Below are 17381 nucleotides of genomic sequence, written 5' to 3' on the forward strand. Positions count from 1 at the left end.
AAGGTGTTCTATTATTTACTCGCTATCGCGCAGCGATGCCTTCCTTCAACATTCGATATTCTGAATTGGGTATTCTGCGGTTCATTTTTCAAATAGTTGCCGGTCACGCTGACATCAATGGTCGGGGTTTGAGAAAATGATCGCGGCTGGAAGCCACTCCAACAATTCCTCAATCGTTCAATTCGGAATTCTGTTCCCGGCCCTCGGACCGCTGTCATCCGCCCTCCGACTTCCGTCACCCCGCCATCCCCCCGGCCTGGTTATGGGGGCCGATGGCGCGATCGACAATGCCGTCCTGTTCCATTTTATAGACCCTGGGAAAACCGGTGGCCGGACTGGCCGAGGCGTTTCGGCCCACATAGCCGAGGGGCTTTTTCAGCAGCGCTGCCAGTCTCGGCCGGATGAACTGCCAGGCGCCCATGTTCTCCGGTTCCTCCTGGACCCAGGTCCAGGCGTTGGCTTTTTTATAGCGGCCGATGACGGCACGGACCGCTTTCTCGGGAAACGGGTAAAGCTGTTCCAGGCGTAAAATGGCGGTATCGGCGGCGTTGATCTGCTGACGTCGGGTGATCAGCTGGTAGTAGATCTTGCCGCTGCAGAAAATCACCTTCCTGACCGATGCAGTTGCCTCCGCATCGTCCAGAACCGGTCGAAACCGCCCCCCGGTCAGGTCCTTCAACGATGAAACGGCCATGGGGTGGCGCAAAAGGCTCTTGGGGGTCATGAGGATCAGCGGTTTTCGAAAAGGGGCTCTGATCTGCCGGCGCAGCAGGTGGAAGTACTGCGCCGGGGTGGTCGGGTTGCCCACCTGCATGTTATCGCCCGCGCAAAGTTGAAGGAAGCGTTCCAGCCGGGCGCTGGAATGCTCCGGCCCCAAGCCTTCCCAGCCATGGGGCAGCAACAGGGTCAACCCGCACAATTGCTGCCACTTGTCCTGCCCGCTGGCGATGAACAGATCGATGACGCACTGGGCGTTGTTGACGAAATCGCCGAACTGGGCCTCCCAGAGGGTCAGGGTCTGGGGGCGGGTCACCGCGTAGCCGTACTCGAAGCCCAGCACACCGGCCTCCGCCAGCAGGCTGTTGAAGACATCGAAGGATGCCTGCCCCGCCTGGAGGTGGTTCAGCGGGACGTGGGGTTGCCCCGTCTCGTAGTCCCACAACACGCTGTGGCGCTGGCTGAAGGTCCCCCGGCCCACATCCTGGCCGCTGAGACGCACGGTGTGCCCCTCGGCAAGCAGGGAGGCAAAAGCCAGGGCCTCGGCACCGGCCCAGTCAATACCCTCGCCGCTGGTCGCAGCTTCCAGCCGCTTGTCCAGCACGCCCTTTAGCCGGGGATGCACGGTGAAGCCATCCGGCACCGCTGCCAGCCGGTTGGCCAGTTGGACGAGCGTGTCCTTGTCCACGGCGGTTTCGACCGGATCGTGGGTATACGACCCGCTAACCATCTCCCATTCCTTGAAAAACCGGGGTTCGGGGAAAAGGCAGGTCGAACCGTGAATCTCTTCATAGGCCTTATCCAGACGGCTGTTGATGCTGCGCTCCAAATCGGCCACATCGGTTTTGGAAACGAGCCCGTCAGCCACGAGGCCATCGCCGTAGACCCGGTCCAGCGACGGACGCTGGCGGATGCGCTGGTACATGGTGGGCTGGGTAAAATAGGGTTCATCGCCCTCGTTGTGGCCGTATCGCCGGTAGCAGACCAGGTCGATGACCACGTCCTTGCCGAACCGGTAGCGGTAGTCGGCGGCCAGCCGGGCCACATGGACCACGGCCTCCGGATCTTCACCGTGAACGTGAAAAATGGGCACCATGAGCATCTTGGCCACATCGGTGGAGTAGCGCGTGGAACGCGCATCTTCGGGCAGCGTGGTGTATCCGATCTGGTTGTTGATGATGACGTGCACCGTCCCGCCGGTCCGATAGCCCTTCAATTGGGACATGTTCAGGGTTTCGGCCACCACCCCCTGCCCGGCGAACGCGGCATCCCCATGCAACAGCACCGGGAGGACCATCTTGTCGCCGCCGTCGGCCAGGCCATCCTGGCGGGCACGGGCAATGCCTTCCACCACGGGGTTTACCGCCTCCAGATGGCTGGGATTGCTCACGAGATAAAGGGAAAGCGGGGTGCCGTCCGCCATCCGGTGCTCGGTGAGGTAGCCGATGTGATACTTGACGTCCCCGGATCCCACCAGATCCTGGGGGTCGTAGCAGCTTTCGAATTCCGAGAAGATCTCTTCGGCCGGTTTTCCCAGGATGTTGCACAGCACATTGAGGCGCCCCCGGTGGGCCATGCCAAGGATGATTTCACGGCATCCGGCCTCAACCGCGCGCCGGCGCATGACATCCAGAAAGGGGATCAGGGCTTCCCCCCCCTCAAGGGAAAACCGGGTCACCCCCACGTACTTTTTGTTGAGAAACTTTTCAAACAGGGAGGCGGCGGCGAGTTTTTTCAGCAGATCGATCCGATCCGCCGCCGACAGATCGGCCCGGTTCTTCACCGGCTCCATGCGCGCCTGCAGCCACCGGCGTTCATCGGGATCCTGAAGGTGCATGTACTCCACACCGATGCTGTGGCAATAGGTCTGTTTCAGGCGCCCCACGATCTCCTTCAATGGTGCCGGGCCCGGTTCGATCAACCCCGGTGCGGCAAAGAGGCGGTCCAGGTCCGCCGTATCCAGGCCGAAGGCATCCAGATCCAGCAGCGGGTGGGCGGTGGGGCAGGCGGACAGGGGATCCATGCAGGCCAGCAGGTGGCCGATGTCCCGGTATCGGTGGATCAGCGCCCCCACCCGGGCCTGGCGCAGGGCCTGATCCGGGTCGGCACCGGCCGGGCCGGTGGCGCCGGCCAGTTCAAACCCTTTGAAAAAAAACTGCCAGTCATCGGAGAGGGACGATGGATCGGACTTGTATTTTCGGTATTGGGCGTCAATGAAGTCGGCACTCAGGGTTTCAGACAGATTCATCTTCCACAGCCTCCTATGGACGGTCTCATGGTTATGGACAGGTCGCGCATCAGGTTTGCCGATGCGCGTCGTCTCGGCCGGGTGGTGCGGGTACGCCGGCCTGTCGGCAGAACCATGCGGCCACGGTCCGGGCCACCTGGCGCTGGTGATCCGGCGCGGCGAGCATGTGATCGCCGCCGGCAACGATGGAAAGTTCCACCATGGCGGGGTTGGCCGCTTTGGCCAGGTGCGCTTCGGCCACCGGAATGATCTCGTCCCGGTCACCGTGTACCACGAGCATGGGGACCCTCAGCGAGCGGGTGGCCGCCGTCAGATCGTGCCGTTCGGCATCATCGAAAAAATCCTGCTTGAGGGTAAGGGCCCGCCCCCGGCTGGTGAATCCCACCTGGCCGGTTTGCGCCAGGGCCTGCTGCTGGGATGATGTGAGAAAATGCATGGGCCGGGTTCCGCTGACACGGCCGGCCACCCGGCAAAGGGCCGACACGACGTTCATCCGCCGGGCGGCGATCAGCGCGATGGCAGCGCCCAGCGAATGTCCGGCCAGGCCGATCCACGGCGCGCCTTTCTCCTGAGCCAGCGCGATGGCCGCTTCCATCTCCAGAGCCTGCTTGGACCAGGTGGACTGCTCGAATTGTCCCTGGCTCTGGCCGTTTCCGGAAAAGTCGAACCGCAGGGCCATGAAGCCGGCATGGCACAGTTCGCTGCAGATGCGCCGCAGAACACCCGTGTGCCGCGAACAGGTGAAACAATGGCCGGCAATGACGGCGCCGACCGGTGTCCGCTCAGGCTGGTGCAGGGTTCCGGCGAGGATCTCCCCCAACCGGTTGTCGAATTGGATCTGCTGTTCCATGTTTTCTCCGCGGGAGGGCGTTGCGATCACGAGTATATTAACAAGATCCATGCCATGACCGTCAAGGTAAAAAGCAGTCGCGCTGCCTCCTGGCGACCGCCCATCGCGCCGCAGGACCTTGAATCAGCTCCGTTGGCGGCCCTTTTTCAGCGGGGTTGCCCCGCGCCGGGCCATCCTGCGGGCAGACGTTGGGCAGAGTTGTTTTTTACGGAGGAAGGGTATGGGGCATGCCGCATGCGGGACGGGTCGCTGGCGCCGCCCCTTGCCAGGCGACAATGTCGCCGGGCAGGTCTGTCACAACCAAACCAGTCGTTCATTTGAGACAGGATGTCTCAAGATAGGTGCGCCACCCTGGGACCGCCTACCCCTGTTCCCCTTTGACCCGTTTAATGATTCTGGGGATGAAAAAGGAAAAAACGAACAGGGCAATGGAGAAAAAGACCTTGAAGGAAATCAACTCACCCCAGTTTCCCGACGCCCAGACATCCTTTATGGTGCCGATGAAGAAGGTGAAAATGAAGGTCCCGACGATGATTCCCAGGCCGGTGCCGGCCAGATAGTCCGCGAACCGGACCCGGGTGAGCCCCATGCCGAAATTCATGGGCGTGAAGGGGAAATATACCAGCCGCAGGTAAAGCACGGTGGCAAAACCGTTGCGCTGAATGGCCTCGTCATATTTTTTCAGCCGGTCACCGATGAGTGACGCGGCGAACTCCCGCCCCAGGGTCCGGCCGATGACAAAAGCGCCCGCCGAACCGATCATGGCCCCGATCCACACCCACAAGAATCCCCAATAGGGCCCGAAGATGGCGGCGCCCAGGCCGGTGAGCAGGGTGCCGGGAATGAAGAGGCATACCCCCACGGCGTAAGTCACGATATAAACCAGGGGCGCCCAGTATCCCGCCGATCGCAGGAACGCGCCCAGCGCCTCGGCGGTGATGAAGTCTTTAACCGGGGTATAGCGTATCAACATGATCGCCCCGGCGATGAAGAGGCCCAGAAAAAGGGCTTTGAGCTTACCGCCGGATGCTGATTTTTCTACTGGCATGACGTTTTCCTCTTCATCAGATACGCACAGCACCTTGCACACGACTATAGGGACGCATTAATCCAAACAGGACCGTTTTTCGATTCATAGCGGATGTATCATGTTTGGCCTGGTAAAGCGTTTAACGGGTTCATCAACCGCGGGACAGAAATCAGAAAGCCACCTGAGCCTCAGGTGCTGATGGCCCCGCCTCAGGTAAAACCGGCACCGGCGGTGCAGGTATAACAGTGATCCGCCGTGGCGATGGGCATTCCCGGCGCCGGGGGGCCGGTCATCTCGGATACATGAACGCGACGGCTGCCCATGGGCAGCCCCCGGGCCAGGTTGAAGTCACAGTCGTACAGGTAACCGTCCCAGGCCACCGACACCAGGGTCCGGCACATCACCCCGGCCACCGAACAGGGGTTGAACCCGTCGGCCAGTTTTTTCAGGTAGGCCGGCAAATTGCCGGATCGCTCCAGCCAGCGCCTGAAGCGTCCCAGGGGCGCATTGGAAAAACTGAAGAGGCGATCGAAGGCGATGCCCCAGCGGCGATCCAGCATCTGCCGGAAGCGCTTTTCCGTCTGGACCTGATCCGCTGCCGTAAAGGCACCCGTGGGATTGACCACCAGGTTCAGTTGCAGGCCCGTCTCCGGTTGGGCGTATCCCCTGGCGTTGAGCGCTTTGAGTGCATCGATGCTGGCCCTGAACACCCCGTCCCCGCGCTGGGCATCGGCCTGGGATTCGTTGAGCGAGGGAAAAGAGGCCACGATGGTCACCTTGAGGCGCGTCAGCAGGTCCATGAGCGGCTCACGTCCGGCCTCGTTCAGGGCCGACAGGTTGGACCGGAAGATCAGTTCCGGCGTCCTGGCGGCAAACGCCGTGACAATGTGGGCGATATCCGGATTCATCTCCGGGGCGCCGCCGGTGATGTCGATCGTCTCGAAAGGCACCCGTCCGGCCCAGTCCGCCACCTGGTCGGCGGTCTGACGGGTCATGACCTCGGTTTTACCCGGGCCGGCATTCAGGTGGCAATGGCCGCAGGACTGGTTGCACAACACCCCCACGTTGACCTGGAGGATCCGCGTCTTTTCCCGGGTCAACACCAGACCGTGGCGGGCGAGGGTTGCGGCAAATCCGTCGGTCCTTTCATCCGGCGCTGAAAAACGGGCCAGGTCCTCATCCATGGGTGCCCTTCCCTGTGCATTCACATTGAGACCTTGTCGGCAACATTTCTCATCTGCACGCCGTGAACCAGGGAGGCTCCGCCCCGGATGGCGGTGGCCACATGGACGGCCTCGGTCATTTCGGTGGTATTGGACCCGGTTTCCAGACAGGACCGGGTGTAGGCATCGATGCAATACGGGCACTGGACGGCATGGGCCACGGCCAGGGCGATAAGCGACTTTTCCCGCTGGGTCAGATCGCCTTCGGCGAAGACCGCATCGTAATAGTCGAAAAATTTTTTGGCCAGGTCGGGAGTGTCTTTGCCGATGTCTCCGAACTTGGGCAGGTCGTCAGGTCTGTAGTAGGTTTCCATAGCAGTCTCCTTTTCGATTGTCGATCAGTCTTCCATCTTCAGTCCTAATGCGCAATCCTTCCAACCGCTGTTCTCCGCCTTCTGCCCTTCTATCCTCCGACCTCAGACTTCAGGCTTCAGACTTCAGACTTCAGACGTTCGTCTTCACACACCTCCGGTGTGCACGCCCGCCCCTTCAGGTTGAAGAAAAATTTGAGGCCTTTCTGAACCCGTTCGGAGAATATCTTGGGAGAAAAGACACTGCCGGTCACCCGCTTGCTGATTTCTCCCAGGGTGGGATAAGGATGAATGGCCGATGCCAGGGTGGAAAGCTTGACGCCGCCGTTTAAGGCCGCCACCCACTCGGCAATCAGGTCTCCGGCCCGGGGGCCCAGGATCTGCACCCCCAGGGGTTTTTCCTTTTTGTCCAGAATCAATTTGATGCGGCCATCGGCCTGCCCTTCGGCCAGGCCGCGGTCGTTGTCCCCGAAGGTCTCGGTCCAGACGGAATAATCGATCCCGGCATCCCTGGCCGCCCGTTCGTTCAGACCGATGCTGGCCAGTTCCGGATCGGTGTAGGTGCACCAGGGCAGCCAGGTGTAGTCCACCTTGCGCGGCAGTCGGAACACGGCGTTGCTCAGCACGATGCCCCCTTCGTAGCCGGCCGCATGGGTGAACTGGTAGCCGCCGCTCACGTCCCCGGCGGCAAAAATATGTTTTTGACTGGTGCGCAGTCGTGCATCCACGGTAATACCCGTGGGTTCGTATTCAACACCGGCGGCATCCAGCCACAGATCCTTGACATTGACGGACCGGCCCATGGCCACCAGCACGGCATCGGCCGACAGGTCCAGGGTCAGGCCAGTGCCCGGTTTCACGGTAACCGTTTTTTTCCCGCCGGCCCCGGACACCTTTTCAACCGCAGCCCCCAGATGGAAGGCGACCCCTTCGGATGCCATGACGGCCTGAACGGCCTCGGCCATATCGGGATCCTCCTTGCCCAGGATCTGGTCGGCCCGGTCCACCACGGTGACGGCGGTGCCCAGCCGGTTGAAGGCCTGCGCCATTTCAATGCCGATGGGCCCCGCCCCCAGCACGATCATTTTTCCGGGAAGGGTTTTAAGAGAAAAAATCTCCCGGTTGGTGATATAACCGGACTCCCGCAATCCCGGTATGGGAGGAACGGCCGCCGATGATCCGGTGGCAACCACCCAGGTCCTGGCACTGATGGCCCGGCCGTCGAGATCCACGGTGTGGTCGTTTTTGAAAAAAACGGTCCCGAAGGCCACCTTGGCCCCCAGCCGGCAGAAGCGTTCTTCGGAATCATGCTTCTGGATCACGGCAATCACCTCCCGGATCCGGCGGGCAACCCGGGAAAAGTCGACCGGCGGGAGGTCCACTGGGGGCAGCCCGTATCGTTCGGCGTGCTTCATATCGTGGTAGACATGGGCCGAACGGATCAGGGTCTTGCTGGGGACGCAGCCGTAGTGCAGACAGTCTCCGCCAAGAGCGGGCTCTTTTTCGACCAGCAGGGTCCTGGCGCCCAGCTGGGCTGCGCCCGATGCCACCGTCAGGCCCGCCGCCCCGCCGCCGATGATGCCGATATCGTAATCGTAATCTGCCATAGCCGTCTCCTTTAGGTTCCGTTTAGGGTCCAGTCGTAGTCCAGGTATCTGACGCGGATCCGCCCTTTGTTTTTTAGCAGCCGGTCCCCCAGCGGCGGATGGGCAAATTGAATGAAAAAACCGATGACGTCGTCATTGAAGTCCTGTTCAAACCAGTCGAACAGCTTGCTGACCCACAGGGTATCGCCTTCCAGACGGTTGAAACGCGAGTCGTTGACAAACGCCCGGGCCGAACGGTTCAGCTGCTCGTCCAGGCGGTCTCCCGTAAAGGGTTCGCCCTGAAGCGGGGGGCAGCTTCTGGAGGCACAGTTCACGGCAAAGTGGACCCTGGGGTCCTTGAACCGTTTTCTCAGGATGTCGTGTTCGATCTGATCCAGGGTCAGCAGGCCACCGTCGATGCGGGCGATCTTTTTCTTCCAGGGAGATCTGAAAAGAGTTCCCAATTCCTTGATGGAACGAACGTCCGGATAGCGCGACAGGATCAGTTTGAGCGTCCACGCGTTGTAGGCATTGACGTAAAAGGCGAATTGGTGGTCTGCCGAAAGGGATTCCGGATCGACGGCGGCGAGTACGTCCAGGTATCGGTCGAGGAGGGCTTCGTCACCCTGGATGCCCCGGTAGTCCACCAGGCCGTCTTTGACATGCCGGCTCAACAAGGTGGCGTACAGGTCGTGATCCACCGGCGCGGCCTTCGCGTCGACGCCGGCAATCCAGAATCCGGCGACCATGACCATCAGGAACAGGAAAGTCGGTTTCATACCGCCCCCTCATTCTACAGGTTGACCTTGACCGCATCGTTCTCAAGGCAGCTTGACGGATTGGTCGACCGCCAGATCTGAAACTTACACCACTTTTTTCGACGGCAGAGAAAGGACTTGGTCGCGCAGCCGCCCGGGAAGACGGCAACGGGTGGCCGGGGGAAATGGGTAAGGTCCCGTCTACTCTTTCCCGGGCCACGGCACACCGGTGCGTTCATCGACCACATAACAGAACCGGTTCCAGTCGAATTCCCTGCCGCTGAAGGGGCAGCGCAGCCTGACTTTCCGGTCGGTAACGGCCACCACTTCCCAGTCCCCCTTGCGGGGTCCGCCTTCAATATTGATTTTCTGTCCCACCGTGAACGGATAAAGGTCGAATACGGTTACGTCATGGGTTTCCATGGTTGCCCCCAACGTTGACGGGTTCGTAAAAAAGCCGATATCTGCGTTACGCGTCATCCCTCGTCACTGCCGCGCCCCCTCGGTACGCCTCATCCCTCGGGATTCACAAGCCTTCCTGTCCCGTCTGGTGTGTAGCGGGAGATCCCGGCTTTTTGACGAACCCGTCGGAAGAGCGGCGTTATAGGCGGGCATCAACTTTATTTTTTAATCTTGGCGAATTTATCGTGCCACGCGCAGGCATTGCAGTATGTTTCCGTATCGTCCGCGACCACCGGGCATTCCTCGTCATCCAGGTCTTCCTCGAAACAGATTTCCCCCTCCCGGCATTCGAATTCGTAGACATCGTATTCGTCATCGGGGTTCTTGACATGGAATTGTTTGCAGTTGCAGACGGGGCATTTGGACTGGCTCATGGTTTACACTCCTTCAGGGTTCCTGCCGGGCAAGCGTCTTCGGGCCGGACAAAAGGCCTGCCAGCGATGCCCGATGATAGGTCAGGTCTCTCCATCGGCGTTGTCACACAGCATCTGCCGCAGCCGTTCACCCAGAAAAACGATGGATTCGATGTCCAGGTGGTCGGTCACGGTTTCGTCAAAAAGCAGCTTGGCGGTGGCCCCGAAGCCGTCCACCCGGTCTTCGTCCCAGAATAACAGCATCACCGGGACCCGGGGCAGGGGCCGGAAGTAAAACGCGGCATCCGCGCTGCTATTTCCGCCCGTCACGTCTTCGCCCCCGATGCTCAGGGCCGATGCCACCAGGGCCTCGAGCCGGCCCTGAAACCGATCCACCAGGGGGGTTTCCACCTGCCCGGCCATGGTTTTGACCTTGGACACGGTGTTGGGAAACGCTTCAAATCCCTTCCACGTACCCGAGGGCATCCGGGTCCCCCCCTGGGCCAGGTGGTTATAGATGAAGACCTTTTCCCAGCGGCTCAGGTCCGAGCCGTCGGACCGTCGGACATCATCCGGCCGGATCAGGACATGGCCTTCGAAGTAGGGCAGCTTCAGGGCCCTTCCTTCATCATGGTCAACCAGGACGCCGCCGATTCGATCGGGCAGGTCCGCCAGATTCATGGAGGCCGAGCGCTCCCTGGCCCACACGAGGGCATCCTGCGCCAGGTCCCGTTTGATCCACTTGCCGGCTGCGTACTGCGCGCCCAGTTCGCGGTTGCATCGTGCCACCACCTCCGGGTCCAGGTGCGGACAACCGTCCAGCGGATGCTTCTCGGCGACCACCATTCCCGCAAAGGCGATGCAGGTGGGAAATCCGCAGTCGCCGCAATTGGTTCGGGGCAGCACGTCGCGGTAGAGGTCGACCACGGAAAGGGCCATGGCCTACCAGACCTCGGGATAGCCGATATCGATGAAGGCGGATTCCATTTTCAGCTTGTGATCCCGCTCCATGGCCGCCAGATCAAGAAAAACCTGCCGTTTCTCATCGTCATCGCACATCCCGGCCATCTCGGTATACTGCTTCATTGCCGCTTCCTCTTTTTTCATGGCCAGGGCGAACGCGTCGGCCGGCCGCATGTCCAGGGACAGTTCCGGTTCCTCCACGGTTTCGGCCACCTTGTAGTCCCGCGATTCCTTGAAATAGCGGTCCACGGTGTTGCTGGTGAAGATCTTCGTCAGGATATCCCGGTGCTTCTTCTCCTCCTCGGCCAGCGAAGTGAATAGATTCTTCAGGTGCGGATCCTTGAGGGTCCTGGCCGCATCTTCATAGAACTTTTTGGCCTCAACCTCGTTGGCGATGGCCTGCTTGATGATATCCTTGTACTCACTCAGGTTCATAATTTCCTCCGGTCGGCTGAAAAAAAGTGGGATAAAGAGGGGCAATATCCTCGGGTTCTGCATCCAATGATAATGACTGCTTCAAGTAAAAGCAAACCGTATGCCATCCAGAAAACCATGGCAGATTCCCTTTGTTTTGTGTATAATTGCATTAATCTTCCCGACCCACCGACATCAACCCGACACCATTTGGAGGCCCCATGAACTGGCGACAATTCCTGACCCCCGTTTCATCCATCGACACCAACCAGGCCAAATCCTATCTCGCGGACAAGAACGTGGACGACGTGACGATACTGGACGTCCGCCAACCCAAGGAATACGAGGCCGGCCACATTCCCGGTGCCGTCCTCGCCCCCCTGCCGGAGCTTACCGACTGCCTTGACCGCATCGACCGCACCAAGCCGGTGGTGGTTTACTGAGCGTCCGGGGGACGCAGCCGGGTGGCTGCACAGCTGTTGTCCGGGCAGGGCTTCACCAACATCGTCAACGTGGCCGGCGGGTTCAACGCCTGGACCGGTGGCACGGCGTTCCTTGGCGAAGAAAAGGGTCTGGCGCTTTTCGATGGGGTCACATCGGTGGAAAACGCCCTGGCCGTGGCCTACTCTCTGGAGGAGGGTCTGAAGAACTTTTACGAAGACATGGCGGCCAAGGTGACGGTTGATGCAGCGAGACAACTGTTTCACCAACTGTCTCAAATTGAGATGAAACATCAGGACCGGATTATAGCGCAGTACACCGAACTGACCGGCCGACCGGTCACCCGCGAGACCTTCGAAGCCCGGCAGGTATCGGAGGTGCTCGAGGGCGGGCTGACCACCGAAGAGTACGCCAACCTGCTCATGCCATCCTACGACACGGTGTCAGAGATCATCGAACTGGCCATGTCCATTGAAGCACAGGCCCTGGACCTCTACCTGCGGGCATCGGAAAAAGCGCAGAACGAAGCGGGCAAAAAAGCATTGATCCAGATTGCCAACGAGGAGAAGACCCATCTGGCAAGGCTGGGCCAGCTCATGGAAGAAACCCTGGAAGAAGAGGCCTGACATGAAGAAGCGACTGGTTCTCATCGGCGGCGGCCACGCCCACATGGTCACGCTGGCCAGCCTGGGCAAACTGGTCGAAAAGGGGCACGGCGTCACCGTCATCGGCCCGTCGGCGTATCACTACTACTCGGGCATGGGACCGGGGATGCTCTCCGGCACGTACCGGCCGGATGAAATTCGATTCGCCACCCGTCACGTGGTCGAAAAGCAGGGGGGGACCTTCCTGCCGGGCAAGGCCGTCAGGATCGATGGGGAACGGAAAACCGTGATCCTGGAAAACGGGGACGCCGTCCCCTACGATGTGCTCTCCTGCAACGCGGGCAGCCATGTTCCCGAACCGGCCATTGACGGCGATCCCGGCGATATTTTTACCGTCAAACCCATCGAACGGCTCATGGAGGCCAAAAGCCGCCTGGTCGACCATTTCGGCCGGCACGCCCCGGATGTGGTGGTCGTGGGCGGAGGGCCCTCTTCGGCGGAGGTCGCCGGCAACGTCTGGCAATTGGCCACCGCCACCGGCGGCCATATGCCGCGCATCACCGTCTGTGCCGGCAGTGCCTTCATGGGCCGCTTTCCCGAATCGGTCCGGCGCAGAATCGTAGGGACCCTGAGCCGACGGGGAATTTCCATCCGCGAGGGCGTTTACGTGAATTCCGTTTCCGGCGGGACCGTCACCCTGGACAACGGCGACGCCCTGCCGGCGGATTTCATCTTCCTGGCCCTGGGGGTCACCCCATCGCCTATTTTCGGGGATTCCGGCATCGATACGGGACCCGACGGCGGCCTGCGGGTCAACCGCTTTTTGCAGAGCACCCAGTACCCCGACATCTTCGGCGGAGGCGACTGTATTTTCTTCCAGGACCAGCCCCTGGACAAGGTGGGGGTTTACGCCGTTCGCCAGAACCCGGTGCTGCTCAACAATATCACGGCACGGCTGGAGGGCGGCGACCTGATGCCTTTCGACCCGGGAGGCGACTACCTGCTGATCTTCAACCTGGGCGGCAGGGTCGGCGTCCTGAAAAAGCGCTGGATGGAATTCGGCGGCCGCCCGGCCTTTTTCATCAAAGATTATATCGACCGCAAATTCATGAAAGAATTCCAGGCCATCGAATAGGCGGATCGGGATCCCGGCCGCATCATCACCTTATCCGGCCAACCGCCACGCGACGCCGGCGGCCGCCCCGATGGGCACCAGGTATTGGACGGGAAAATGGAATTTCTGGAGCAGCACCAGGGAACCCATTGCGGCGACCAGGGCAAACCCGTCGATCCCGGCCTCGGGCAGGATTACCTTGAAACCGAACCAGACGGCCAGGTTGAGGATCACGCCCACGACGGCGGCGGTAACCCCGGTAAGCGCCGCCTGGATACGCTGGTTGCCGGCCATGGCCTCGATGAACGGCCCACCGGCAAAGATGAAGAAGAAACAGGGCAGGAAAGTGACGTAGGTCGTTACCAGGGCACCTGTAACGCCGGCGGTCAGCGGCGTCAGATCCCCGGGCAGGTTCCAGGCCCCCACAAATCCCACGTACTGGGTCACCATGATCAGCGGTCCGGGCGTCGATTCGGCCAGGCCGAGGCCGATCAGCATCTGTTCGGTACCCAGCCAGCCGCTGCCCACGGCAAAATCGTTGATGTAGGCCAGTACCGCATAGGCACCGCCGAAGGTGACGAAGGCCGCCCGGGTAAAAAACAGGGCGATCTGCCCCAGCACGTCATCCAGGCCACGCCAGGCCAGCAACCCGCCCACAACGACGCCCCACAGCACCAGGCAGACGAGGAGCACCCGGACCACATGGGAGAAAGAGGGGGCGGCGCTTTTCCGTAAATGGTCATCCTCCAGATCAATGCGGCATTCCCGGCGCTGTTCATCGAAGGCGCCCCTGCAGAAAACCCCGGGCAGGACACGTTCCATGAGCACACCACCCAGCGCCGCCACCGCCACAATCGCGGGAAAGGGGATCTCGAGGAAAAAAATGGCAACGAAAGCCACAGCGGCAAACCCATAGAGCACCCCGTGGTGAAGCGCCTTTTTGCCGATGCGCAGCACCGCCTCTGCCACCACGGCCACCACCACCGGCTGGATCCCGTAGAAAGCCGCAGCCACGGCGGGAATGTCGATGTGGGCCACGGCCAGGTAACTCAGCAGCAGCATCACGAAAATGGACGGAATCACGAAAAGCGAGCCGGCGGCGATGCCCCCGGCGATGCCGTTCATGCGCCAGCCGATATAGGTGGCCAGCTGCTGGGCTTCGGGGCCGGGCAGCAGCATACAGAAATTCAATGCCCGCAGGAACTGGTTTTCCCCGATCCAGCGGCGCCGCTCGACCACCTCCTGGTGCATGATGGCGATCTGTCCGGCCGGTCCGCCGAAGCTGATGAAACCCAGCCGTGTCCAGAATTTGAGGGCATCCTTGAAGGAGGCATGCGCCGTCGGTTGTTCATTTGGTACGCCCGGCATAGCCCCTCCTGTCCTGCCGCGGGAAGACCGAATTCCTCCGCGGCCGTCAGTTCTTTTCTAAGCCCCCCGGACTGAAGCGGAATCCCATCGTCGTGACCATCCGGGATATCCGCACCGGGACCGCCGCCGTTCCAGACACCGGAGGGCGGATTGAACGCGGCAACCGCGCATTCCGCTGCCAGTGGCGGCAGGCAATGGTGCCCTGGCGGCATTGACAGCCATCCTCCGCCTTGCTATTAGTTAATAATCATTTTCCAGCAAACAGACAACGGGTCAGATTGAACCATACCATGCCAGATCCTGAAATCCGACTGCAAAAAATGGTTGACGCCCTGCGACAAGGCCAATACCGGATCACCCCCCAGCGCCTGGCCATCCTGAAAGTCCTGGCGGAAAGCAAGGGGCACCCCAGTGTGGAGTCAATCTTCGAGCAGGTCAAACCCAACTTTCCCACCACCAGCCTGGCGACGATCTATAAAAATGTGGCCGTGCTCAAAGAGCTGGGCCAGGTTCTCGAACTGGGGTTCAGTGATGGAAGCAACCGCTACGATGGTAAAAAGCCCTGGGACCATCCCCACGTGGTCTGCACCGTCTGCAAAAAGATCCTGGACCCCGACATTGCGGCCCTGGAGGACATGACCCAGGAGCTGGCACGGGTGACCGGGTTTACCATCACCCGCCACCGCCTCGATTTTTTCGGCATCTGCCCGGACTGCCAGAACAAAAAGTAGGTTGCCAACAGAAACGGGAAAGTCCCCCGCAATGCACAGGTGCCTTACCCGAAATCGGTCTCGGCCGATGGTGAAGGGCGAAAATATGACCGGGCGGGCCGGTGCCTCCGGTTGCCGCCCGGAGTCCGGGAAGGGGTGCAACGGAAAACACGGCGGGACCTTTGCGGCAGGCCCGCCGAAAAAGGGGAGACTTGTTATTTGGGCGGGAACGACTGCCGGGCCTTGCCGAAACCGATGATCACGCCCCCGGCATCCATGGCCATGATCGAGAATTCGTACTTGTGTCTTTCATTGGGCGGGCAGGGGCCGTTGTAGCCGATCGCAAGGGCGCCGGCGGGGATGAGCCCCGAGCCGTCATGGGCCACCTCACCGCCCCCGTGGTTCCGCGCCGGCTCGCTGATGTCTTTGAGGGCGACCCGAAACGTCGTCGTGCCCTCAGGAATATCGGACACACGGATTTCAGGGGACACATGGGTACAGGCCTGAATGCCTTCCCAGGAGAAGGCCACGTCCATGGTGGCGGCGTCTTTGGGGATTATGATCCGATCCGGCGTATTGCCGGCGCATCCGGCAGCCATAACGAGCAGGGCGGCCAGCACCACCAGGGAAGATTGTTTTTTCATCGTGGCCTCGATTTATAGTAGGGAATCAGTGCGTTCAAGGGCTCCAATAGCATCTGCACGAAATCGGGTCAAGGTCGACGGGAATGCAGCCCGTCCCGGCTGCAGCAGTGGGGTAAAGCCTTTTCGGAAACCGCTTGAACAGGAGGATTCCCCCTGTTTCACGACCCGGCGCCCCCCCGGTGCTGTCCAGCCCCTCCCCCCGGGATCGCCCGGTCAGGCACCGGACAAAGCGGCATCAACCAGCTCAACGGGGTGGACGACACGCACCGACGGATGACTGCCCAGATGGGCCCCGATGGTCATGCGGCAGCCGGGGCAGCCGGTTGCCAGGGTATCGGCGCCGGTCCGGCGAATGTTCTCAACCTTTCTCGCGGTGATGGCCGCCGATACTTCCGGATGGTCGATCTGGAAGACACCACCGCCGCCGCAGCAGCTGTCCGGCTCCTGCATTTCGACAAAGTCCGCATTGGGCAGATGACGAAAAACACCGCGAAGGCGGGGACCGACGCCCTGGCCCTTCACGAGATGGCAGGGGTCATGGTAGGTGAATCTCGGCCGGTTCCGGCTCTCGGCCAGTGCCGGCAGCCAGTCACGATGGTCGGCGACAAATTCCATGACATCACGGGTTTTCCCGGCCAGCCGCTCAGCCTGGCCGATCAGGCGATCGTCCACGTCATGCCCCATCAATCGGAGTTCTTTCAACAGTGGAACATATTCCCTGCGCAGCGCCGATCCGCAGGTGGCACAGTCCACAATCACGGCATCCACGTCAGGTCGTGAAAATTGCTCGATCACCGAACGGATGCACGTGACGGAAAGCGCCCTGGCACCGGAAAGAATGATGGGTATCCCGCAGCAGCCCTGTTTCCCGGGCGTGTGAACGTCCACCCCCATGCGGGTCAATACCCGTGTCACGGCGTTTCCGATGCCGGCATACAGGTAATTGGTTGCGCAGCCGTGAAAGTAAAGGACACGTGCCCGCGGCTTTCCAACTGCCGGCGAAACCGGGTTCACCGTCTCGGAAAAAGGCCGGTCGTTGAACGGCGGTATCCCCGCAAGGGGCAGATGCGAGGGGGCGCCGCGTTCGAGCAGGGGTTTGAAGTGTCGATCGGCCCAGGCCGCGAATCGGGCGGAGGCGGCCAGCATCCACTTCTTCGCCAGAAGCCGATAGATGGTCTTTTTGCGCCAGTCCAGGCCAAGCTCCCGGATGGCCAGCCACCGCATTCCGGAAAACAGATGGGCCCCCTGCACACCGCTGGGACAGGCCGCTGAACAGGATCCGCACATCAGGCATCGCGAAAGGATATCCTTCATGTACCCGGACAGATCGAGCCTGCCGTCCAGAATTTGTCTCGACAGCTGAATTTTGCCCCGCGGGCTGGACGACTCGGTCAGATATTCGCGGTAAACCGGGCAGGCATTGAGGCAGAACCCGCATCGACTGCAGTTATCCGGTTTTTCGATGGCTTTCCGGATGGCGAAATCCGGTGTGGTCTTTCGGGCCGGCTGCCTGCCGCTTGCACACAATTCGTTTGTCATTTGCACCCCATTGTCCCCGTGATGGTTTCCGTCCGGCGGAGACGA

The 17381-nt window shown here is 60.9% G+C and carries 17 protein-coding genes; 3 read left to right on the plus strand and 14 right to left on the minus strand.

Annotated features, from left to right (window positions below):
- Positions 1–235: 235 nt before the first annotated feature.
- The 11 genes from DSCA_RS14630 to DSCA_RS14680 form a co-directional block, all read right to left on the minus strand.
- On the minus strand, positions 236–2965 hold the full coding sequence (locus DSCA_RS14630) for a 2-oxoglutarate dehydrogenase E1 component (protein ID WP_155317125.1): 2730 nt from the start codon (positions 2963–2965) through the stop codon (positions 236–238).
- A 49-nt stretch (positions 2966–3014) separates the two neighbouring features.
- Positions 3015–3815, minus strand: a complete 801-nt coding sequence (locus tag DSCA_RS14635; protein ID WP_167527786.1) for an alpha/beta hydrolase family protein — start codon at positions 3813–3815, stop codon at positions 3015–3017.
- A 361-nt stretch (positions 3816–4176) separates the two neighbouring features.
- Entirely contained in the window at positions 4177–4863 is a 687-nt protein-coding gene (locus tag DSCA_RS14640) for a TVP38/TMEM64 family protein (RefSeq protein ID WP_155317127.1), read from the minus strand.
- A 191-nt stretch (positions 4864–5054) separates the two neighbouring features.
- Positions 5055–6029 carry an arsenosugar biosynthesis radical SAM (seleno)protein ArsS gene (gene arsS / locus DSCA_RS14645; protein ID WP_155317128.1) on the minus strand — a complete coding sequence of 325 codons (975 nt, stop codon included), beginning with the start codon at positions 6027–6029 and terminating at the stop codon, positions 5055–5057.
- A gap of 20 nt (positions 6030–6049) precedes the next feature.
- Positions 6050–6382: an arsenosugar biosynthesis-associated peroxidase-like protein gene (locus DSCA_RS14650; protein WP_155317129.1), complete on the minus strand. Its 333-nt coding sequence runs from the start codon at positions 6380–6382 to the stop codon at positions 6050–6052.
- A gap of 116 nt (positions 6383–6498) precedes the next feature.
- Positions 6499–7986, minus strand: a complete 1488-nt coding sequence (locus tag DSCA_RS14655) for a dihydrolipoyl dehydrogenase family protein (RefSeq protein WP_155317130.1) — start codon at positions 7984–7986, stop codon at positions 6499–6501.
- An 11-nt stretch (positions 7987–7997) separates the two neighbouring features.
- Entirely contained in the window at positions 7998–8744 is a 747-nt protein-coding gene (locus DSCA_RS14660; protein ID WP_155317131.1) for a DUF547 domain-containing protein, read from the minus strand.
- A 180-nt stretch (positions 8745–8924) separates the two neighbouring features.
- A complete protein-coding gene (locus tag DSCA_RS14665; protein WP_155317132.1) occupies positions 8925–9146 on the minus strand; it encodes a hypothetical protein in 222 nt (73 codons plus the stop codon).
- Between the two features lie 197 nt (positions 9147–9343).
- The gene (locus DSCA_RS14670; RefSeq protein ID WP_155317133.1) at positions 9344–9559 is read right to left on the minus strand and encodes a hypothetical protein; all 216 of its coding nucleotides are present in this window, start codon (positions 9557–9559) and stop codon (positions 9344–9346) included.
- An 81-nt stretch (positions 9560–9640) separates the two neighbouring features.
- Positions 9641–10477 (minus strand): DUF3786 domain-containing protein, encoded by an 837-nt coding sequence (locus tag DSCA_RS14675; RefSeq protein ID WP_155317134.1) that lies wholly within the window; start codon positions 10475–10477, stop codon positions 9641–9643.
- 3 nt (positions 10478–10480) lie between these two features.
- On the minus strand, positions 10481–10936 hold the full coding sequence (locus DSCA_RS14680; protein WP_155317135.1) for a ferritin-like domain-containing protein: 456 nt from the start codon (positions 10934–10936) through the stop codon (positions 10481–10483).
- A 200-nt stretch (positions 10937–11136) separates the two neighbouring features.
- Between DSCA_RS14680 and DSCA_RS14685 the strand changes: the two genes are divergently transcribed.
- Both DSCA_RS14685 and DSCA_RS14690 read left to right on the plus strand, forming a co-directional pair.
- Positions 11137–11982, plus strand: coding sequence for a rhodanese-like domain-containing protein (locus DSCA_RS14685; RefSeq protein WP_155317136.1), 846 nt, complete (start codon positions 11137–11139; stop codon positions 11980–11982).
- Between the two features lies 1 nt (position 11983).
- The gene (locus DSCA_RS14690) at positions 11984–13096 is read left to right on the plus strand and encodes an NAD(P)/FAD-dependent oxidoreductase (RefSeq protein ID WP_155317137.1); all 1113 of its coding nucleotides are present in this window, start codon (positions 11984–11986) and stop codon (positions 13094–13096) included.
- Positions 13097–13126: 30 nt separating this feature from the next.
- Here the strand turns inward: DSCA_RS14690 and chrA are convergent, their stop codons facing one another.
- A complete protein-coding gene (gene chrA, locus DSCA_RS14695; protein ID WP_155317138.1) occupies positions 13127–14443 on the minus strand; it encodes a chromate efflux transporter in 1317 nt (438 codons plus the stop codon).
- Positions 14444–14733: 290 nt separating this feature from the next.
- On the opposite strand from chrA, the gene DSCA_RS14700 reads away from it, so the two are divergent.
- A complete protein-coding gene (locus DSCA_RS14700) occupies positions 14734–15174 on the plus strand; it encodes a Fur family transcriptional regulator (protein WP_155317139.1) in 441 nt (146 codons plus the stop codon).
- Between the two features lie 194 nt (positions 15175–15368).
- Here the strand turns inward: DSCA_RS14700 and DSCA_RS14705 are convergent, their stop codons facing one another.
- Together DSCA_RS14705 and DSCA_RS14710 are read right to left on the minus strand one after the other, a co-directional pair.
- Positions 15369–15797, minus strand: coding sequence for a YbhB/YbcL family Raf kinase inhibitor-like protein (locus DSCA_RS14705; protein WP_155317140.1), 429 nt, complete (start codon positions 15795–15797; stop codon positions 15369–15371).
- A 213-nt stretch (positions 15798–16010) separates the two neighbouring features.
- Positions 16011–17336 (minus strand): (Fe-S)-binding protein, encoded by a 1326-nt coding sequence (locus DSCA_RS14710; RefSeq protein WP_155317141.1) that lies wholly within the window; start codon positions 17334–17336, stop codon positions 16011–16013.
- Positions 17337–17381 lie beyond the last annotated feature (45 nt).

Origin of the sequence: Desulfosarcina alkanivorans (assembly GCF_009688945.1) — a bacterium.
Taxonomy (GTDB): Bacteria; Desulfobacterota; Desulfobacteria; order Desulfobacterales; family Desulfosarcinaceae; genus Desulfosarcina; species Desulfosarcina alkanivorans.